15 protein-coding genes and 1 pseudogene are annotated in these 20,021 nt (G+C 43.5%); 12 read left to right on the top strand and 4 right to left on the bottom strand.

Features of this window, described 5'->3' with window-relative positions; genetic code table 11:
- The first annotated feature begins 19 nt into the window (after nt 1-19).
- The 6 genes from AB0756_RS24080 (at nt 20) to AB0756_RS24055 (ending at nt 10,748) form a co-directional block, all read left to right on the top strand.
- The gene (locus tag AB0756_RS24080) at nt 20-1,687 is read left to right on the top strand and encodes a response regulator (RefSeq protein WP_038081941.1); all 1,668 of its coding nucleotides are present in this window, start codon (nt 20-22) and stop codon (nt 1,685-1,687) included.
- 307 nt (nt 1,688-1,994) lie between these two features.
- Nucleotides 1,995-6,791 (top strand): two-partner secretion domain-containing protein, encoded by a 4,797-nt coding sequence (locus tag AB0756_RS24075; protein WP_167844745.1) that lies wholly within the window; start codon nt 1,995-1,997, stop codon nt 6,789-6,791.
- 490 nt (nt 6,792-7,281) lie between these two features.
- Complete coding sequence (locus AB0756_RS24070; RefSeq protein ID WP_038081948.1) at nt 7,282-7,503, top strand: type II toxin-antitoxin system Phd/YefM family antitoxin; 222 nt, start codon at nt 7,282-7,284, stop codon at nt 7,501-7,503.
- A complete protein-coding gene (locus AB0756_RS24065; RefSeq protein ID WP_038081950.1) occupies nt 7,503-7,889 on the top strand; it encodes a type II toxin-antitoxin system VapC family toxin in 387 nt (128 codons plus the stop codon). The genes AB0756_RS24070 and AB0756_RS24065 overlap by 1 nt, the downstream gene beginning before the upstream one ends.
- Before the next feature lie 28 nt (nt 7,890-7,917).
- Nucleotides 7,918-9,315: an ATP-binding protein gene (locus tag AB0756_RS24060; protein WP_038081952.1), complete on the top strand. Its 1,398-nt coding sequence runs from the start codon at nt 7,918-7,920 to the stop codon at nt 9,313-9,315.
- Nucleotides 9,309-10,748: an ATP-binding protein gene (locus AB0756_RS24055; RefSeq protein WP_038081954.1), complete on the top strand. Its 1,440-nt coding sequence runs from the start codon at nt 9,309-9,311 to the stop codon at nt 10,746-10,748. The genes AB0756_RS24060 and AB0756_RS24055 overlap by 7 nt, the downstream gene beginning before the upstream one ends.
- A 221-nt stretch (nt 10,749-10,969) precedes the next feature.
- Here the strand turns inward: AB0756_RS24055 and AB0756_RS24050 are convergent, their stop codons facing one another.
- Both AB0756_RS24050 and AB0756_RS24045 read right to left on the bottom strand, forming a co-directional pair.
- A complete protein-coding gene (locus AB0756_RS24050) occupies nt 10,970-11,440 on the bottom strand; it encodes a Spy/CpxP family protein refolding chaperone (RefSeq protein WP_038081957.1) in 471 nt (156 codons plus the stop codon).
- Nucleotides 11,441-11,682: 242 nt separating this feature from the next.
- Entirely contained in the window at nt 11,683-12,588 is a 906-nt protein-coding gene (locus tag AB0756_RS24045) for an AraC family transcriptional regulator (protein ID WP_038081959.1), read from the bottom strand.
- A 142-nt stretch (nt 12,589-12,730) separates the two neighbouring features.
- Between AB0756_RS24045 and AB0756_RS24040 the strand changes: the two genes are divergently transcribed.
- Complete coding sequence (locus AB0756_RS24040) at nt 12,731-13,114, top strand: thiol-disulfide oxidoreductase DCC family protein (protein ID WP_038081996.1); 384 nt, start codon at nt 12,731-12,733, stop codon at nt 13,112-13,114.
- A gap of 363 nt (nt 13,115-13,477) precedes the next feature.
- Here the strand turns inward: AB0756_RS24040 and AB0756_RS24035 are convergent, their stop codons facing one another.
- Entirely contained in the window at nt 13,478-13,897 is a 420-nt protein-coding gene (locus AB0756_RS24035) for a hypothetical protein (RefSeq protein ID WP_038086595.1), read from the bottom strand.
- 388 nt (nt 13,898-14,285) lie between these two features.
- Between AB0756_RS24035 and psbQ the strand changes: the two genes are divergently transcribed.
- The 5 genes from psbQ to AB0756_RS24010 all read left to right on the top strand — a co-directional run bounded on the left by psbQ (nt 14,286) and on the right by AB0756_RS24010 (nt 19,097).
- A complete protein-coding gene (psbQ, locus tag AB0756_RS24030) occupies nt 14,286-14,753 on the top strand; it encodes a photosystem II protein PsbQ (protein WP_038086598.1) in 468 nt (155 codons plus the stop codon).
- 127 nt (nt 14,754-14,880) lie between these two features.
- Nucleotides 14,881-15,975, top strand: coding sequence for an NAD(P)/FAD-dependent oxidoreductase (locus tag AB0756_RS24025; protein WP_038086601.1), 1,095 nt, complete (start codon nt 14,881-14,883; stop codon nt 15,973-15,975).
- A 197-nt stretch (nt 15,976-16,172) separates the two neighbouring features.
- Nucleotides 16,173-17,018 (top strand): alpha/beta fold hydrolase, encoded by an 846-nt coding sequence (locus AB0756_RS24020; protein WP_038086604.1) that lies wholly within the window; start codon nt 16,173-16,175, stop codon nt 17,016-17,018.
- Nucleotides 17,019-17,761: 743 nt separating this feature from the next.
- Nucleotides 17,762-18,337 (top strand): protoporphyrinogen oxidase HemJ, encoded by a 576-nt coding sequence (gene hemJ, locus AB0756_RS24015; RefSeq protein WP_038086607.1) that lies wholly within the window; start codon nt 17,762-17,764, stop codon nt 18,335-18,337.
- A gap of 277 nt (nt 18,338-18,614) precedes the next feature.
- The gene (locus AB0756_RS24010; RefSeq protein WP_038086608.1) at nt 18,615-19,097 is read left to right on the top strand and encodes a hypothetical protein; all 483 of its coding nucleotides are present in this window, start codon (nt 18,615-18,617) and stop codon (nt 19,095-19,097) included.
- Nucleotides 19,098-19,298: 201 nt separating this feature from the next.
- On the opposite strand, the pseudogene AB0756_RS24005 reads toward AB0756_RS24010, so the two are convergent.
- A pseudogene (locus AB0756_RS24005) lies at nt 19,299-19,968 on the bottom strand (hypothetical protein).
- Nucleotides 19,969-20,021 lie beyond the last annotated feature (53 nt).

Raw genomic sequence — 20,021 nt, 5'->3', positions numbered from 1 at the left:
GGGAGGTTGTCAAAGCGCTATGGCTACGAAACCTGTAATTATGACGGTGGACGACGATCCAGAAGTTTTACAAGCTGTGGCGCGGGACCTACGCCAAGAGTACGGCGATCGCTTCAGAATCATCCGCGCCGAATCTGGTGCTAGTGCGCTCGAAGCGTTAGAACAGATCAAGCTCCGCAATCAGCCAGTGGCATTGTTTTTAGTCGATCAACGAATGCCACAAATGTCTGGAGTGGAATTTTTGGAACAAGCCATGTCAATGTTCCCTGATGCAAAACGGGCATTATTAACCGCCTATGCAGATACCGATGCTGCGATTCGCGCCATCAATAACACCAAAATCGATTACTACTTGATGAAGCCGTGGGACCCACCAGAAGAACGCTTATACCCGGTGCTTGACGATTTGCTAGATTATTGGATAGCAGATTTCCGTCCACCATTTGAAGGCATTCGTGTTATTGGCAATCGCTGGTCTCCCCATTCCCATCAAATAAAAGACTTCTTAGCGCGGAATCAACTACCTTATCAGTGGTTGGATATCGAACTATCAGAAGAAGCACAAAAATTAGCTGAATACGCTGACTGCGATAAATTAAATTTACCCCTCGTTCTTTTTGCTGACGGTTCCACTCTCATGCAGCCAACCAACCTCCAAGTTGCTGAGAAAATTGGGCTGCGAACCCAAGCAGAAAAGCCATTCTACGATTTAATTATCATTGGCGGTGGACCGGCTGGTTTGGCAGCTGCGGTATATGGCGCATCGGAAGGGCTACGCACTGTCATGATTGAACGAGAAGCTCCTGGAGGTCAAGCAGGGACAAGCTCGCGTATTGAAAATTACCTTGGTTTTCCTGTTGGATTGAGTGGGGGAGACTTGGCACGACGCGCTGTTACTCAGGCAAAACGCTTTGGTGTTGAGATTCTTACTCCGCAAGAAGTTACGGGTATTCGCTTACAAGACCAGTATCGAATTGTACAATTGGGTGATGGAAGGGAAATCAGTTGCCATGCCATGATTTTGGCATTAGGTGTCTCGTGGCGGCGGTTAGACATTCCAGGGTTAGAACGTTTGACAGGTGCAGGAGTTTATTACGGTGCGGCGCAGAGTGAAGCTTTGAGTTGCCAAGGAGAAGAAGTTTACATCATAGGAGGCGCAAACTCAGCAGGACAAGCGGCAATGTACTTTTCTAGGTATGCCGAGCACGTCACTATGCTTGTACGTGCTGATTCTTTAACAAAGAGTATGTCCCAATACTTAATTGACCAAATTGCAGAAACACCAAATATTACAGTTAAGACACATACGAGCGTGATAGAAGCAAAGGGCGAGACAAGTTTAGAAGCACTGACTCTTCAAAACTCCTTAACTGGTGAAACACAAACTGTTAGAGCAACTTCCTTGTTTATCTTTATTGGTGCTGTTCCCCGTACCGATTGGTTAGATGGCGCGATCGCAAGAGACGAACGCGGTTACATATTAACGGGTCCCGACTTGCAAAAAGATGGCAGCCCTATTAAAGGATGGACGCTAGACCGCAATCCCTTTTTACTAGAGACAAACATCCCCGGTATTTTTGCAGTCGGAGATGTGCGTCACGGTTCGGTGAAGCGAGTCGCTTCTGGAGTGGGTGAGGGGTCAATTTGCGTTCAGTTTGTCCACCGATATCTGAGTAATGTGTTGTAAATGGTTAGTAGGGGCGCAAGGCATTGCGCCCCCACAGTGGTTGGTGGTTAAAATAAAAGAGTATCATTATCAAAAAACAACGACTAACTTATCTTTAATTCTTGCCTTTGCGACTAGAAGTCGCGGCTATACAAGCGAAACCCACCTACGTGGGTTTCAGAACCTTTATTCCTTTTCACTATCATGACCCTCTAACTTAGAGTCATGTTAAAGAAATTTGTACATTCCAATGGCTCGTGAATTTATTTTTTCTCTTTAATTTAAAATATTTTTGGTCAACAAAGTCCTCATAGGGTCAAGAAATCTTATGTTTACGAAAAGCTGGCTCAGTTGGTTTTGGCAGTCGGGACTTGTGGGTTTGTTGACTTTAATGGGAGTGGGAGAGGGTGTGTTCGGGGGAGTTATATCGAAAACACTTGCTCAGTCTAACCAACCTCCCTCTGTAGGAACTGTAGTTACGGTTAACGGTAATGTCTTTGAAATTACAGGAGGCACGACCGTTGGTGGTAGGAATCTTTTCCATAGCTTCACTAACTTTAGTGTTCCTAGCGATCGTACTGCCTCCTTCCTCAATGACATCGGCATTGTTAATATTTTGGCTAGAGTTACAGGTGGAAATCCATCTGATATTCAAGGAACGATTCGGGCAAATGGCACCGCCAATCTTTTTCTCATGAATCCCTACGGGATTATTTTTGGACCTAACGCTCGATTAGAAGTCGGTGGCTCGTTTGTAGCCACGACTGCTAGTGCTATTCAGTTTCCTGGAGATAACAAATTTTCTCTCAATTCAACCGTTGACAGTCAAAATCCTTTACTGTCCGTCAATCCTTCTGCGTTGCTGTTTAACCAAATTCAAAATGCAGCCATAGAAAACAGGTCAACAGCAATTTCAGGTTCAAACTCAGTAGGAACAAATGTACTTGGTTTACGGGTTCCAGATGGTCGGAGTTTACTCCTGGTAGGTGGTGATGTGAATTTAAATAGGGGAAGGTTAAATGCTTTAGGCGGTCATGTAGAAATAGGAGGATTAGCAGGAGATGGAACCGTAGGTATAGACGTTGATGGTAACAATTTACGCCTGAGCTTTCCTGAGAATATAGCACGAGCGAATGTAACTCTTACAAACGCGGCTGAAGCTAATGTTGTTGCCGATAATGGTGGCAGTTTGACAATCAATGCTCAGAATTTAGAGCTTTCTGAAAACAGTTTCCTACGTGCAGGCATTAGAAGAGACTCAGGAGGAGTCAATAGTCGTGCAGGAGACATTACACTTGATGTTCCAGGTTCCGTCAAAATAGGGAACAGTTTTATCTTTAACAATCTACAAAGTAGAGCAGTTGGCAAAGGCGGTAATATCAACGTTAGATCTGGAGCGCTTTCCATAACTGATGGCGCTCAGATAGTCGCAGCTACTTTTGGTTCGGGAGACGCAGGGAGTGTATTGGTGCAAGCAGATGAAGCAGTATCTCTGGCTGGTAGAAACACGACTATCTTCAGCAGTGTGGAAGCAGGAGGGGTAGGAAATGGAGGTGGTATCAACATTACAGCAGGATCGCTGTTGTTGAATAACGGCGCACAATTGGTGACTGGCGTTAACGAAGCTTCTGGTTCTTTAGCCGCAGGACGTGGAAATGCAGGGAATGTAAATATCAATGTTCGCGATGCAGTGACGATAGATGGGGCAAATGGCATATTCCCAAGTGGAGTTTTTACCTCTGTCGAGCGGGGTGTAGTCGGCAATGGGGGTAACATTAACATTACGGCAGAGTCAATATCATTGACCAATGACGCGCAATTATCTGCAAGCAGTGCTGGGCAAGGCAAAGCGGGAACAATATCGCTGACAGCAAGGGGAGCTATTTCTTTTGGTACACCAGGCAGTGAAATAGGCAGTTCCGCATTGAGTACTGTGGATGCAGGAGCAGTAGGTGACGGTGGTGATATTAGGATTGCTGCAGAGTCACTCTCCCTTTTCAAAGGGAGTCAACTGGGAACAATTGTACGCGGTTCGTCTGGTAGTGTGCCTGGTGGTCGTGGCAATGCTGGAAATGTGAGTATTGATGTTCGCAATAGGTTGACCATCGCTGGAGTTGGTAGCGATGGACTCCGCAGTGGAATACTCAGCGGTGTAGAAACTGGAGCAGTTGGCAATGGTGGTAACATCAATATTCAAACTGGTTCAGTGTCTCTATTTGACGATGGTTTACTGAACGCCGATATGTCGGGACAGGGCAAAGCAGGTAATCTTTCTATTCAAGCTACAGATACTGTCTCCCTGAGAAATGCCCTTATTTCTAGCAGTCTGGGAAAGGGTGCAGAAGGCAAGGGGGGAAACATTCGCCTGAATGCTAGAGCGCTGTCTTTAACTGATGGCGCTCAGGTATCCGTCGCTACCTTTGGTTTAGGAGATGCAGGAAGTGTATTTGTGCAAGCAGATGAAGCAGTATCTCTGGCTGGTAGAAACACGACTATCTTCAGCAGTGTGGAAGCAGGAGGAGTAGGCAATGGGGGCGGTATCAATATTACAGCAAGCTCGCTGTTGTTGAATAACGGCGCACAATTGCAAACTAGCGTTTACGAAGCTTCTGGTTCTTTAGCCGCAGGACGTGGAGATGCGGGGAATGTAAATATCAATGTTCGCGATGCAGTGACGATAGATGGGGCAAATGGCATATTCCCAAGTGGAGTTTTTACCTCTGTCGAGCGGGGTGTAGTCGGCAATGGGGGTAACATTAACATTACGGCAGAGTCAATATCATTGACCAATGACGCGCAATTATCTGCAAGCAGTGCTGGGCAAGGCAAAGCGGGAACAATATCGCTGACAGCAAGGGGAGCTATTTCTTTTGGTACACCAGGCAGTGAAATAGGCAGTTCCGCATTGAGTACTGTGGATGCAGGAGCAGTAGGTGACGGTGGTGATATTAGGATTGCTGCAGAGTCACTCTCCCTTTTCAAAGGGAGTCAACTGGGAACAATTGTACGCGGTTCGTCTGGTAGTGTGCCTGGTGGTCGTGGCAATGCTGGAAATGTGAGTATTGATGTTCGCAATAGGTTGACCATCGCTGGAGTTGGTAGCGATGGACTCCGCAGTGGAATACTCAGCGGTGTAGAAACTGGAGCAGTTGGCAATGGTGGTAACATCAATATTCAAACTGGTTCAGTGTCTCTATTTGACGATGGTTTACTGAACGCCGATATGTCGGGACAGGGCAAAGCAGGTAATCTTTCTATTCAAGCTACAGATACTGTCTCCCTGAGAAATGCCCTTATTTCTAGCAGTCTGGGAAAGGGTGCAGAAGGCAAGGGGGGAAACATTCGCCTGAATGCTAGAGCGCTGTCTTTAACTGATGGCGCTCAGGTATCCGTCGCTACCTTTGGTTTAGGAGATGCAGGAAGTGTATTTGTGCAAGCAGATGAAGCAGTATCTCTGGCTGGTAGAAACACGACTATCTTCAGCAGTGTGGAAGCAGGAGGAGTAGGCAATGGGGGCGGTATCAATATTACAGCAAGCTCGCTGTTGTTGAATAACGGCGCACAATTGCAAACTAGCGTTTACGAAGCTTCTGGTTCTTTAGCCGCAGGACGTGGAGATGCGGGGAATGTAAATATCAATGTTCGCGATGCAGTGACGATGGATGGGGCAAGTGGTGCATTCTTTAGTGGAGTTGGGACGAGTGTAGGTCGGGGTGTAGTGGGCAATGGAGGTGACATCAACATTACAGCAGGCTCACTCTCATTAACTAATGGCGGACAACTAACTTCCAGTACTTCTGGACAAGGTAAAGCGGGAACAATTTCACTGACAGCAAGGGGAGCTATTTCCTTTGATGGAACAGCAAATAGCGGATTAGGCAGCGCCGTATTGAGTACTGTGAATGCAGGAGCCGTAGGTGACGGTGGTGATATCAGGATTACAGGTGATTCGCTGTCCCTGACCAATGGGGCACAACTGGCAACCACTGTTCGCGCTGCCTCTGATACCTTGACTGGTGGTCGTGGCAACGCTGGAAATGTGAGTATTGATGTTCGCAATAGGTTGACCATCGCTGGAGTAGATAGCGATGGATTTGCTAGTGGGATTTTTAGTCGAGTAGAAACTGGAGTAGTTGGCAATGGAGGGAACATAGGTCTTCAAACTGGTTCAGTATCTTTATTTGACGGTGCAGTGTTTAATGCCAATATGTTTGGACAAGGCAAGGCTGGTAATATTTCTCTTCAGGTCTCCGATATCATCTCCCTAAGAAATGCATCTATCTTCACTAACCTGGGAGAGGGCGCTGAGGGTCAGGGAGGAGATATTCAAATAACAGCCAACTCACTTTCTCTAACTGATGGGACTCAATTAGTTGCTAGTTCTCGCGGACGTGGAAACGCGGGCAATATCTTTATCAATGTCCGTGAAACTCTGCAATCTAAAGACAGTTCCATCTCAACTGCTGCCACCCAGTTTACAGGTGGCACTATTGATATCGCTGCTAAAAACATTCGGCTTCGTGGCGACAGCGATATTAGAACAAATGTTTCTATTGGCGCAAGCGGCGGTGGTAATATTACCTTAACTGCTAACTCTATCATCGCCTTTGATGACAGTGACATCCTCGCCTTCGCTCGTGATGGCAAAGGCGGTGACGTTATCTTTAATACTCCTGCCTTCTTCGGTTCGGGTTACAAACCTGCTCCAAAAGGTACAGATCCTGAAATTTTAAATAACAATAATCGCGTGGATATTAATGCTAGTGGATCAACATCTGGAATTATTAGCTTACCTGACACAAGCTTGATCCAAAACAGCCTGACGGAGTTACCAGAAAATTCAATTGATACCAACGCCCTGATTGCAAGTAGCTGCATTGCTCGTAGTAATCAACAAAAAGGTACTTTTGTCATTACGGGTTCTGGTGGCTTGCCTAACCGTCCTAGAGATGCCTCAGTATCGCTTTATTCCACTGGTAGCGTGCGTACTGTACCGAGCAATACTCGCCCATCTAACAATTCAATGATTCGTCAGTGGCAGAAAGGCGATCCGATTGTCGAACCACAAGGCATCTATCAACTTCCTAATGGAAAACTTGTTTTGAGTCGCGAATGCGCTCAGTAGTATTCCTTCCCGTAGTACTTGCGATCGCACTACTTAAAACTGTGCTAGCAATTCCGCTTATATACATTATTTGCTACAATCAAATGACATATTATGTCATAGCTAAATCGGTGAAAGAGGGTCGAATGGCATCATTTCGCTAGTGGACTATGGCTGATTGCTAGGCTAAACAGCTACCCGATATCTGTGTTGTGAATTTTGAAAGTTCCTTTCGACGTGCTATGCAGTCCTCCAAGTTTTAGGTTGAGATCGAGTTTACGGATATTCGGGTAAAATCTGGGCTGATGTATATAGTAACCACATGTCGTTATTGGGATGATAAACATGGTAATCGCAGTGGTAATGTTAAGTTAGCCATTGTAAATTCTCCAGTATTAGGTTAACAGATGAGATAAGACGTCTGGTTCACAAAAACTTTTTAGGAATGAAGTTGTTTGGCATTTCTAAAATACCAATGTCAAAATTGATTTATGAGTAAGAGGTAACAGCCATGCAGGAAGTAACTCTCGCTGAAGCATCTAAAAATTTGCCGGAATTAATTGAAGCTGTGAAGAGTGCAGAAGAAATTGTCATTACAGAAGACAATCAGCCAGTTGTCAAACTCACTCTATTATTGCCTGTTAAGCGTCGTCGTGCAGGAAGTGCTAAAGGTTTGATTACAATATCTGATGATTTTGATGAACCGTTAGAAGGTTTTAAGGACTATATGTAATGAGGCTGTTAATAGACACTCATATCTTTCTTTGGTATATTCTAGACGAACAGAAGCTCAGTATCACAGCACGGACATTAGTGGATGATAACAATAACGAAATTCTACTAAGTACACCTAGTATTTGGGAAATGGCGATAAAGCAAAGCACTGGTAAACTTGGCTTAAAACAACCATTTCATGAATTAATAGAGCAGCAACTCAGTTTAAATGACTTCTCTGCGCTAAACATCTCAATCAACCATCTTGCTGTTGTTGTTACTCTTCCTTTTCTCCATCGCGATCCTTTTGATAGGCTTTTAATTGCACAATCTATTGTCGAAGAAGTGCCTATTTTAAGTGCCGATTCAGCCTTTGATGCCTATTCAATTCAGCGACTTTGGTAATTAAAAATATTTTTATAAAGGAGTTGCCATGCTGCACGATTCCAATCAAATGACACTGTTTCCTAAATTGCCAAATGATGCATTGGAGGAAATGAAGCAGCACGGTACGGAAATAGAACTCGATATAGGTAATGTTCTTTTTAATGAAGGTGATTCCAACTATAGCTTTCATGTCGTTCTAGAAGGTGAAATCGAAATTGTCAAGAAAGTGGGAAATGAGATGAGAGTGCTCGCTGTTCACCGCACCGGTGAATTCATGGGTGAAATTTCAATGCTGACCGGTGCAAGTTCTATAGCTACCGCCCGTGCGATCGCACCCAGTCGGGTTTTACGAATTGAAGTCGATATGTTCAGACATATTCTCGCTGAATGTTCGCCTGTGGCTGACACAATTCTCACAGCTATGGCTGGACGCACTCAGGATGTGGAAGCACAGCTCAGACAACAAGAGAAGATGGCTGCATTGGGTAAAATGTCAGCAGGGCTTGCTCATGAATTGAATAATCCAGGGGCGGCGGCGCGACGAGCATCGTGTCAATTGCGCGAGAACTTTCAAGAGTTGCAAACTTTATCTCTACAACTTAATTTACTTTCTAAAGAGCAAATTAAAATTATTACCGATATTCAACGTCAAGCTACAGAAAAAGCAACTTGTGCAGCTAAACTCGATCCCCTGACTCAAAGCGACAGAGAAGACGAAATTACAGACTGGTTGGAAGACCATAATGTTAGCAATGGGTGGAAGCTCGCCCCCACCTTGGTCAATGGCTTCCTCGATACAGAAAAGCTTGATTTCCTTGCTGACAATATACCTGAGGATTGTCTTGGCAGTGTTCTGAAATGGCTCGAAGCTTCACTAGCATCTTACGGGCTGATTGATGAAATCGAGCAAAGCACAACTCGTATTTCCCAGTTAGTCAAAGCAATTAAGGGCTATTCCTACATGGATCGAGCACCCTTACAGGAAATCGATATACATGAGGGAATTGAAAATACTTTACTTATCCTGCATCATCGGCTCAAACACGGAGTCATTATTAACCGCAATTACGATCGCAATCTCCCAAAAATTTGTGTTTATGCGGGTGAACTCAACCAAGTATGGACAAATTTGATTGACAATGCCATAGATGCAATGAACGGCAAAGGAGATTTGACAATTAGCACGTGTAAAGATGGGGATTGTATTGTGGTAGAAATCATTGACACGGGAGTCGGTATTCCGCTAGCAATTCAATCCCGAATTTTTGAACCGTTTTTTACAACTAAAGGGGTAGGGAAAGGGACTGGTTTGGGTTTGGAAATTGCCTATCGTATTATTGTTAACAGACATCACGGTAAAATTAGCGTTAAATCTCAGCAGGGCCATACCTGCTTTCAGGTTCGTTTACCTTTTGTAACAGCGACCGGCGACCAGTCATGTTAGATACCAACACTTTACGTGAAGTTCCGCTCTTTTCCAAACTATCAGATAAACAGTTACAATGGTTGCTGGACGAAGGAGTAGAAGTATGGCGGCAACCTGGTGAATTACACCGTTCTGAGGGTGACCGTGCTGACCATGTTTTTATACTGCTTGAAGGTCAAATAAAAATTACACAGAAAATTGGCAATCAAGAAATTTTGTTAGCGATTTATGATGCAAAGACTCTGTTTGGGGAATTGCCTGTTTTGATGGGACAAGAGTATTTCTGGGCTAGCGGTCGCGCTGTAACCCAGTGTCATATTTTTCAATTGACTAACAAAACATTTTGGGAAATGCTTTCTAGCTGCACTTGTGTCATGACTTCGATTCTACGAACAATGGCGGAACGTTTGCAGGAAGTACAGACAATATCGCAGCATCGAGACAGATTGGTATCGCTGGGGACGTTAGCGGCTGGTTTGGCTCACGAGTTGAACAACCCTGCTTCTGCATGTCGCAGGGCTGCGGATCGATTGCGTCAAACAAGACAGGTATTGCAACCACTGACAATTAAGCTCAACCAGCAACAAATGACTTGCACCCAAAAAGTTTTTGTTGCAGATTTGCAAAAAGATGCCGTAGCCCGTGCAAGAACAGCAGCAAAACTAGATCCGCTCGCGCAAAGTGATTTAGAGGAAGAACTCGTGCAATGGTTAGAAGCACACGCTGTAACCAATCCCTGGAAACTTGCCCCAACTTTTGTAACATCAGGGTTAGATATTGAGTGGTTGGAAAATGTTAGAAAAAATATCAGTGAGGGGTTACTGAGTAGCGTGTTGACATGGATAGATGTGACGCTGCAAGAAACTGGTTTATTGGATGAAATAGACCAATGTACTGCACGAATTTCTACCCTTGTTGAAGCAGTCAAAGATTATTCTTACATGGATAAAGCACCGCTTCAGGAAATAGATTTACATGAAGGAATTGAAACTACTTTAACAATCTTAAATCACAAGCTCAAGCGAACTTGTGTGGAAGTTATTCGGGAGTTTGATTGTGAAATACCCCGCATTTTTGCTTATGGAAATGAACTCAATCAAGTTTGGACGAATTTGATAGATAATGCGATTGATGCTTTGGTAGCAGCGACTGAAGAAGGGAGCATGGGGGCTGGTGACAAATTATCCCAATCCCTAAGCCCTAAAATTTGGATTCGTACAAATTGTGAGAATGACTTATTGTTAGTAGAAATTGCAGACAATGGACCTGGTATTCCTCAAGAGATTCAGTCTCGCATTTTTGAGCCATTTTTTACGACTAAAGGTGTGGGTCAGGGGACGGGTTTGGGTTTACATATTGTCTATCGCATTGTTGTAGGACAGCATCAAGGGGATATTCGGTTGTTTTCTCACCCAGGAGATACTCGGTTTCAAATCAGATTACCAATATGAAGCTTTTTCAAACATCCTCTTACAAGTCGAGACAGATAAAGTCGTGGTGAAACGCCAATTGGCACATAACTAAGTAGCAAGGCAGAAAATTCCCAAGTATATAACGAAAAGTAAAATCTTTGTATTTGGCTCGTAGTAGTGCTGTCTGTGCTTGCAATAAGGTCGTCGAAAGCATACATTGCAACTAGAAACCATTGATGATGATGATTGCACCCACTGACTTATGTAGGAAATCCACCAGGGTTTTCTGGACGATCTTTGTGCATTTGCTCGATGCGATCGCGTATGAGTTGTTTTTGTTCGGAAGTCAGAATCTCAGAGATTTTTTGCTTTTCTGAGTCTATGGCTTCCCGTATTTGTTGTTTTTGCTCCTCAGATAAGCCGATTGACTCCATTGCTTCTGGCGGTTTCTGACCTGCTTCAAAAGCTTGTTTTAAGGTATTGCGTTGTTCTGTTGTAAGAATTTCGTCAAACTTAGCACGCGTCTGTTCTCGAACTTCTTTCAGTTTATCCTTTTGCTCTTCGCTGAGATTAAGCTCCTGAAGATCTGGTGGTCCTTGCTCTGAAAGGAGAATACCTTGTCTTCCTGGATTTTGCCCTTGACCTGGTGGAAATTGTGCCCTGATTGCAGATGTACTTATAATAGTAGCTGTTGTAGCAAGAATTAATACTGATATATACTTGAACTTCATCCGAACTCCTAAATATTTTTACGTAGAAACTCGTTTTTGGTTGTTCCATGTTTTCATCCTACAAAACCCCACGCGGATATACATGGTACTGTGTCTCTAATTTCATCTAGTGCTTTATTCCTAATAAGTTATTGCAAAATATAGAACTAAAGACTCTGGATATTCCCTTCTCTCTAGATGTATTACCCATGACAAACATAGGGGAGGCTATCCCACCCTATGGTACTGAAAATTTTCTACAATTAAATTTTCACTTGTTTTCGATAGGCTTTAGGTGTCGTACCTATTATTTTCCGAAAGACATTTGTAAAGTGGCTCTGACTTTGAAAACCGACTTGCTGGCATATTTGATCTATTGCTTCTTCAGTCTTCAACAATAATCTTTTGGACTTTTCTATTCGTGAATTTAAAACATATTGGTGGGGTGAAAAACCTGTTGATTGTTTGAATAACCTTGAGAAATGGTATATGCTCATGCCTGCTACTGCAGCAATTTCAGTCAAGGTTAAATCTTTTTCTAAATTTTGATTGATATACTCAATAGCTTGTCGTAATTTTACATTCGAGAGACTTTCTGATTGTGTAGCAATTTTTGTAGAAGAAACAGCGTACTGTTTTAAAATGTGAATGCAAAGAGTTGTTGCTAAAGATTCTATATAAAGACGGCTACCTTTATCTGGCGATTCTAGTTCTGACTTAAGTGCCAATCCTATATGATGAACTAATGGGTCCGGGGTAGCAAAATGAGGTAGTATTTCTATTTGGTGCAAATTCACAGAGTCATAGAGAGCGCGGGTAAACATGATCTCTTCCAAGCTCAGAACCAAAAATTCTACCTCTGAGTCCCAAGTGAATTTATGATGGGTGTGTGCTGGAACCACTGCAACATCGCCATAGTTAATGCGTTCGTATCGCATATCGCCATTCAACGTCCGTTTGGCACTGAATGTCTGTTTTTCCAAGCTAATACCGATCGCATACTGTTGGGGGCTGTGTTCTGGCGTCTCATGAGCAGGCTGCAAATGATGATCTAAACGAATGCATTCCCAATTAGCACCGTAGCTTGAAGCAAGAGGAGATCGCGGTAAAATTTTTGCATATGCATCTTCTCGAGCAAAATTCACACTTATGACTTTCTCTTGTGGCATCGTTTTTTCCCTAGAAACGATTGCTGGAGTGCGAGTTACCTTGTATTTGACCTTTTCAACAGCCCAAAGCGGTGCATGGAAAAGAAAAAAACTTAATGCTAAAAATATTAACACACTAAGCGTTCAAACACCTACAGAGCTAATGAGTTATTTTGTAATCTACGACGGCAACTGCAATCTCTGTGTCACCCTCGTGCAGATACTGGAAAACCTTGATGGAGGAAAATTGTTCCGTTACATTCCCATGCAAGACGAGCAAAAGGTTTCACAATGGGGTATTACCCCAAGCAATTGTGAACTAGGCATGATCCTTTTAGACGCAAACGCTCCTGAGAGACGGTGGCAAGGCAGTGATGCTGCGGAAGAAATTGGAAAACTTCTACCCAATGGCAGTATCTTTGTAGATGCTTATCGTGCATTACCGGGAGTCAAATGGGTAGGCGATCGCATCTACGAACAAGTTCGCGACAATCGTTACACAATTTTTGGCAAGCGTTCTAGCACTTATGTGTCGGATAAAGGCTAATTGCTAATTGCTAATGGCTAATTGCTAATGGCTAATGGTGAGACCAGCCCTGGAGGCGGGTTTCCCGCCGTAGGGGACTGGTGAGACCAGCCCTGGAGGCGGGTTTCCCGCCGTAGGGGACTGGCGAACCCGAAGGGCGAACCCGAAGGGTTAATGGTGAGTCCAGAGAAAACAGGCGGTGAGTCCAGTGCTGCAGGCGGGTTTCCCGCGCCCTAGCAACTGGCGTATAGCCCTGGCGGGCATAGCCTGCGGCATCGCGGAGCGTGTGCCTTGCACATAGCGTCTGTGCTCCTGAGATACAACGAAGGGCTAATAGTGCAATTAGCCATTAGCTATTAGCTATTAGCCATTAGCTATTAGCCATTAGCCATTAAATATTTCTAAGACTTGGCGACAAAAAAGTTTTAGTTTGTCGCCAATTTCTGGGGTGGGTTCGGATACACCCACAAAATTCCAGTTTTCTACTGTAGAAAGTCGCCACTGTTCGCCAAGATGGTTGAAACCTGAAACTTCTAGCCCGATTGCACGATGTAAATTGCTAACAGGGTCATGATAAAACCGTATCTGAATTAAGATGCTGCGGCTTTGCCAGGATTTACTAATACCTGGAAAATGAAAGCCAATGTCTATGGAATCTGGATCTATTAATTCTCTAGTTTGGGGATCGTTTCTCCAAGGTTTGAGGTCAGATCTAGCATCTGGAAACTCAAATTTAAACAAGTTAACGACTGTAGCAATCTTGCTGGCGAATTCAAGGTTTTTTGCCATCTCAGCTGCATTCACGAATTAACTCCTCTGTTGCGTTGACTCCTATAAAGATGTGAAGAGAGATAAGCACCAGTAAGGCTTGTTGTATTTCATGTTATATATTATACTAAATATCAAGAAGTTCTATGTCCGGGCAACTTTACATGAGATTTTCCTGACAATTGCTGTGGCTGGAGTTCCAAAAAGCTTAGTCTGATACTTTTGGAATTAAATTATATATATTAAGCAATTGTACTTAAATTTTTCAAGAGAAAAGCAAAAATTGGCCTTTTGGTAGAGTAAGGTGAAGGACTGTTGACGGATTTTCAGCAAAATCCCTTGCAGACAAGAACGAGAAGATACCGTGGCGATATAAAATGTCACTGAGTAATTGGCAAAAACAGGCAAAATACAACTTTAGGTTATGGCGCGTTATCGCTCAATTCTGTCAGTGGTTCTTGTATTGTTGGCAACATTCTTGGTTAGTTGTGGCGGTCCTTCAGTCGCAACAGCACCTCCAACGTACACTCAAGCTCAGGTAGAGAAAATTCAAACTTATGTCCCTGAAGTTCAGGCTGTTAGCGATCGCGCAGCTGAACTGCAAAGACTGATCCAAACAAAACAATGGGTAAAAGTTAGGAATTTTATCCACGGTCCAATGGCAGAAGCACGGTTGTCGATGAATTACATCACATCCAATCTGCTACCCCAAGACCAAAAATCGGCTCGAGAGAACGTGAAAAATTTGTTAGACCACCTGGTTAAAGTTGACCAAGCTGCTGAGGTCGCAAATTATCAACAAGCTGTTATCAACTCTCAAGCCGCTTTTAGCGATCTCGACAAATTCCTCAAACTTGTTCCTCAACCCGGTACTCAGGCTGAGGAGAGTTAGGAGTGGTAAGGTGAAGGAGTAGACGAGGAAAAGGGGACAAGGGGGACAAGCAGTGTATGGTAGAATCCTCTCCCTTGTCTCCCCCCTCTCCCTTGTCTCTCTTCCTCCCCTCTTACTGCTAAAAGAGATGAAAGTATTGATTGTTGGTTGTGGTGTGGTTGGAGCCGCAATTGCTTATGAACTCAGCCAAGTTAAAGGGCTAAACATCACTGTTGTTGACCGCCAACCACCTGCTCAAGCCTCTACAGGCGCAGCGTTAGGCGTTTTAATGGGTATCATTAGCCAAAAAGTGAAAGGCAATGCTTGGCGAATGCGTCAAACCAGCCTGGAGCGTTATGAGACCCTTGTTCCTGAATTAGAAGCTCTGACTGGTCGTAAAATTCTTTTTAATCGCCAAGGCATTCTCAGTCTTTGCTTGTTGGGGGATAACACAACTGAGTGGGAAAAGTTGCAAGAAATTCGTCACTCTCAAGGTTTCCCTTTAGAAATTTGGGATGTAGAAAAACTCAAGCAGTTGTGTCCTCAAGTTGACAGCGACAAAGCTATCGGCGCTGTGTACTCTCCTCGCGATCGCCAAATCGATCCTACAGCACTGACGTTGGCTTTGGTTGATGCTGCACGCCATCACGGTGTGACTTTTCAATTCGGTGTTGAGGTTTTGGGTATAGAATCCTTGGAAAGGGGAAGCGATCGGAATGGCTATTACCTTGCGACAACCGAAGGAAAAATTCCTTGCGATTGGTTGGTTATGGCAGCAGGGCTGGGTTCATCTCCTTTACTGGCACAATTGAAGCAAGCGATCGATATCCGCCCGGTTTTAGGACAAGCTTTACAAGTACGCTTGGAATCTCCTTTGGGAAATCCAAACTTTCAACCAGTTATCACCGGACATGATGTCCACATCGTTCCCGTGGGTGGTGGGGATTACTGGATCGGCGCAACTGTAGAATTTCCTACCGAGAGTCAGGAGATACTAGCCGACAAAGAACTGTTGGAATCCGTCAAACAACAGGCGATCGCATTTTGTCCCGAACTAGCATCAGCCACAGTCACCCGTATGTGGTCGGGATTGCGCCCGCGCCCCGAAGGACGCCCTGCACCCGTTATCGGTCCGTTACCCGGATGCGATCGCGTCCTGTTAGCAACAGGTCACTACCGTAACGGCGTTTTACTTGCACCCGCAACTGCTTGCGCGATTCGTGAGATGATTGAGAAATTATGAATTATGAATTATGAATTATGAAGTAAATACCATTAATAAATTGAGGGTGTAAGAAAATTATAATAAACATTTTTTCCATCAATAATATTGGGAGGCTCAAGCCAGATATAAACTGTTTTTTATCCTTCATCTTTTTTTGGTACAATTTTCATACTTTTTTAAAGTTTGCCCCTTTGCGTGAGGCATTTTAAATCAAAATGACAATAACAGAAAACAAAATTCAAGCAGGATCTTTAGAGTGGTTTTATCGTGAATCTGAACCTGTTGGTAGAACAGATTTGCTTCCCGTATTGTTATTACACGGTTTAGTATCACAAAGTTATAGTTGGCGTAATATAATGCCAGCACTGGCACAACAAGGAACCAAATCCATTGCACCCGATTGGATTGGTTTTGGTTTTTCAGCCAAACCAGAAAAAAGAGATTTTGCTTACACACCCGATACTTTTATTAATGCACTAGAAGCATTTATCAAAGCCGTAGAACTTGAACGATTTTCTCTTGTTGTGCAGGGCTTTTTAGGTTCCGTTGGACTGCAATATGCTTTGCGACATCCAGAACAAATAGCCAATGTAGTCATCTTGAATGCACCAGTTACCAAGCAGGCAAAATTACCTTGGAAAATTCAACAAATGGGATTGCCACTAGCAGGTGAGATGATGACTCAAGATCCCTTACTTGTCGATCGCACCCTAGAAGGCGGAAGTCGATATGTCATACCCGAAAGAGATTTGGACGTTTACCGCAAACCTTATTTAAAAAGTTCCGCTTCTGGAAGAAGTCTTTTAGCAACGATTCGCAATTTGCAGTTAGACAAAGCAATGGCAGAAATTGAAACAGGTTTTCCACAATGGCAACAGCCTGTTTTACTTCACTGGGGTACGACAGACCCCTGGTTATCGGTAGACATAGCACAAAATTTTGTCAATACCCTACCCCAAGGTGAATTAATCAAACTAAATGGTGGAGGACACTATCCTCAAGAACACCATTCAGAGCCGATTCTTCAAGATCTTTTGCCCTTCGTGCGCGTTAAGGGATAATACCAAATCCGTTTTTATCACCCCAATAAGCCCTAGTGATTAGAAATCACGGCTATACAAACGAAGTCCCTCCGGGTTCGCTAGTTCCCTACGGCGGGAAACCCGCCTGCAGGACTAGACTCACCGCCTGCGCGGACTCAATTATAAAGGGAGTAGAAGACGCGGATTTATTAGTATAAGAAATTTCTAGTTCCCACCCCTCACCCCCCGTTCCCAGGCGGAGCCTGAGAATGGAGATGCTGAGGCTCCGCCTCAGCAAGCATTTTCCAACCAACACCACAGCTACCCCGAAAAATATAGCCTTTCTCAGTCTCATGAGGTACACCCCCCTTTCATCCCCCCTTGGTAAGGGGGGACAGAGGGGGGTAATTTTTGTACCTCACCAGGTTGAAATTTGCTGTAAGTAGAAAGGCGCAAAAAAACCGAAGTATGTAACAAAAAGTAAATTTAGCTAAAAACCTTTTCCCTTCTGCCATCTGCCATCTGCCATCTGCCTTGTCATGACAACAATTTTTAATACCGGCTTACTTAACAAGTGATAAATGGCAAACCTCAATCATTAATTTTTCTGACCATTTTCTCACCTTCAATTTGATTTCCGTACAATATTCTTCTTAGTGGAACGGCACAAGCGAGGTTTAAGGGGAAAAAGTGCAGTTTCATAAATTCAGATAGGATTGCTACATAGCACCTCGAAATCATTAACTTGTGCCAAAACAATCCTTTGACGGAGACAAAGATTCATGGCTTATTCTTGGTTTAAGGCTTTTCACATTGTTGGAATAGTAGTTTGGTTTGCTGGTTTGTTCTACTTGGTACGTCTTTTTATCTATCATGTAGAAGCTAACGAAGAACCAGAACCCGCACGGACGATACTAAAAAATCAGTATCAAATCATGGAAAAGCGCCTCTACAACATCATCACCAATCCGGGGATGTTCTTGACGGTAGCAATGGCAATTGGTTTATTAACCACCGAACCGGAAGTTCTCAAGCAAGGTTGGTTGCACGTCAAATTAGGATTGGTGCTTTTGTTGATAGGATACCATCATTACTGCAAGCGCCTGATGAAGCAACTGGCAAAGGATGAATGCAAATGGAGTAGCCAGCAACTGCGAGCGTTGAACGAAGCACCGACAGTCATGTTGGTGGTGATTGTCCTGCTAGCGGTGTTCAAGAACAATCTTCCTACCGATATTACTGCTTGGGGTGTTGTTGGTCTTGTAATTTTTATGGCAGTCACTATCCAGTTATATGCAAGAAAGCGTCGCCTGGATAAAGAAAAGCTAACAGAACCAGTCGCACAGCAGCAAACTTAAGCTGCAATCCCAACTTTTTTAGAATTCACCGCAAGCCCCCTTTCTAAGGGGGTTTGGAGTATCTGTAGAAATCCTCAAAATACCAGTAATGCGGAGTTGCATTCAAAGACATCACTTATTGATGGGACAAGGGAGACTGGGGGGACAAGGAAGATAGGGGAGACAGGGGAGAAAGTACGATGTATGAACTCAACTTGGTGTTACCCCCGGATACAAAATAGTAGTAATATAAATTTAATTAAGAAATGTAAAAAAATAGATTTAATACTTCATCAGTATGTCAGATAAACCATTGGGTCAACCCCGTCCCCTGTGGCGCGTGATTTTCTTCTCTGGAATTACCCTATTGCTTTACTACGGGTGGTACAAGTGGATTATTCAAGAAGAACTAAGGCGCTATAACGGTTATGGTTGGTCGGGAACGCTCTGTTTAGCACCGTTTGTTCTTGGGGTAGTTGTTCCCCAATTACTGCGGATATTCGATCCAGATGTTCCGGGATGGTTTGGTTGGTTTTCCTTACTTGGGGTCGTTTGGATTTATATCGTGCAGTTTAAGTTGTACCAAACAGTCAACAAACTTTACCGTCAAGCTGGAATGAAAGAACCTTTGGTAGTTTGGTGGTTGTTTGTACCTGGGTTAAATCTGATTGTCGGCTTAAGACAAATTCACTTTTTAAGTCAATTCTGGGCACGAGAACAGGGAATATTGGTTAAGGATGCTTTGGCTGAAAATATTCCTTTATTTTCAGCGAATGCGTAATACTATGTGAAGTTGCACATTATTGCCCTCACATTAGAAATGGAATGGCACGAAGAAAAGGCAGAGGGCAGAAGGATGCAGAGGAACGTGGTTCTAAGTTTTAAGTTTATTAATACTTGCCACCATAATTTTCTGCATTTCTTCAACTTCATTGCTAACAGGAGTGAATAGTAGGACTTACGCATTGACAGAAAGTTGATACTATGCAGTCAAGCCCAACTTCTGTGTTAGGTGTTCTAAAATAAAGTCACGAGCTACTTGAAGAGATAAATTCCTTTGGATTTCATACCAATTTTCAATTAACTCTTCGGAGCGCATTAGTTCTAGTTGTGTAAAAGCTCGAATTGCACTAAAAAAATGAGTTCTAATTGCTTCAGATGTCCTCACCCTTACGGGTTCGCCAGTCGCTACAACGGGGGGAACCCCCGCAACGCGCTGGCTCACCATAAATCGACTAATGCCACACACTTGTTTAATATCCCTGTGGTAACATTCAATACCCCAATGTATTGAATGAAGTTCCCTAAATTCTGTTTTAGTAATTGTGTCAAGTACATCTTTCTCAGGGATATACATAATGTAATATCGTTTTGTTTCGTTTTTGAAACTTCTTTGAAAGACCTTCACCTGACCAAAACTTTTCAGATACACTATTAAACCAGATTAAGTTAATTTTTGGGCTAACTTCATCAAATAAATCCTTGGGTTCATATCGCTCACGTAGCAAAAATCTATTGACGCTATCATGAGACAAATCTTCCATGATATCTGCCAAACGTGTACAGCCGTGATATCTTGATTCTGCCAACAGAAACAACGTAGAAGTATTGAGATCGCACTTGGCGCTAGATGGCTTGGTAGTCGCTCTAATGGTTTGAACCCCTAAATATGCTCTGGACGTAAATTATGCGTCTTTCCAGTCCA

This window comes from Tolypothrix campylonemoides VB511288_2 (assembly GCF_045999855.1).
GTDB classification, from domain to species: domain Bacteria; phylum Cyanobacteriota; class Cyanobacteriia; order Cyanobacteriales; family Nostocaceae; genus Scytonema; species Scytonema bouteillei_A.
This window is presented reverse-complemented; position numbering and strand designations above follow the sequence as displayed.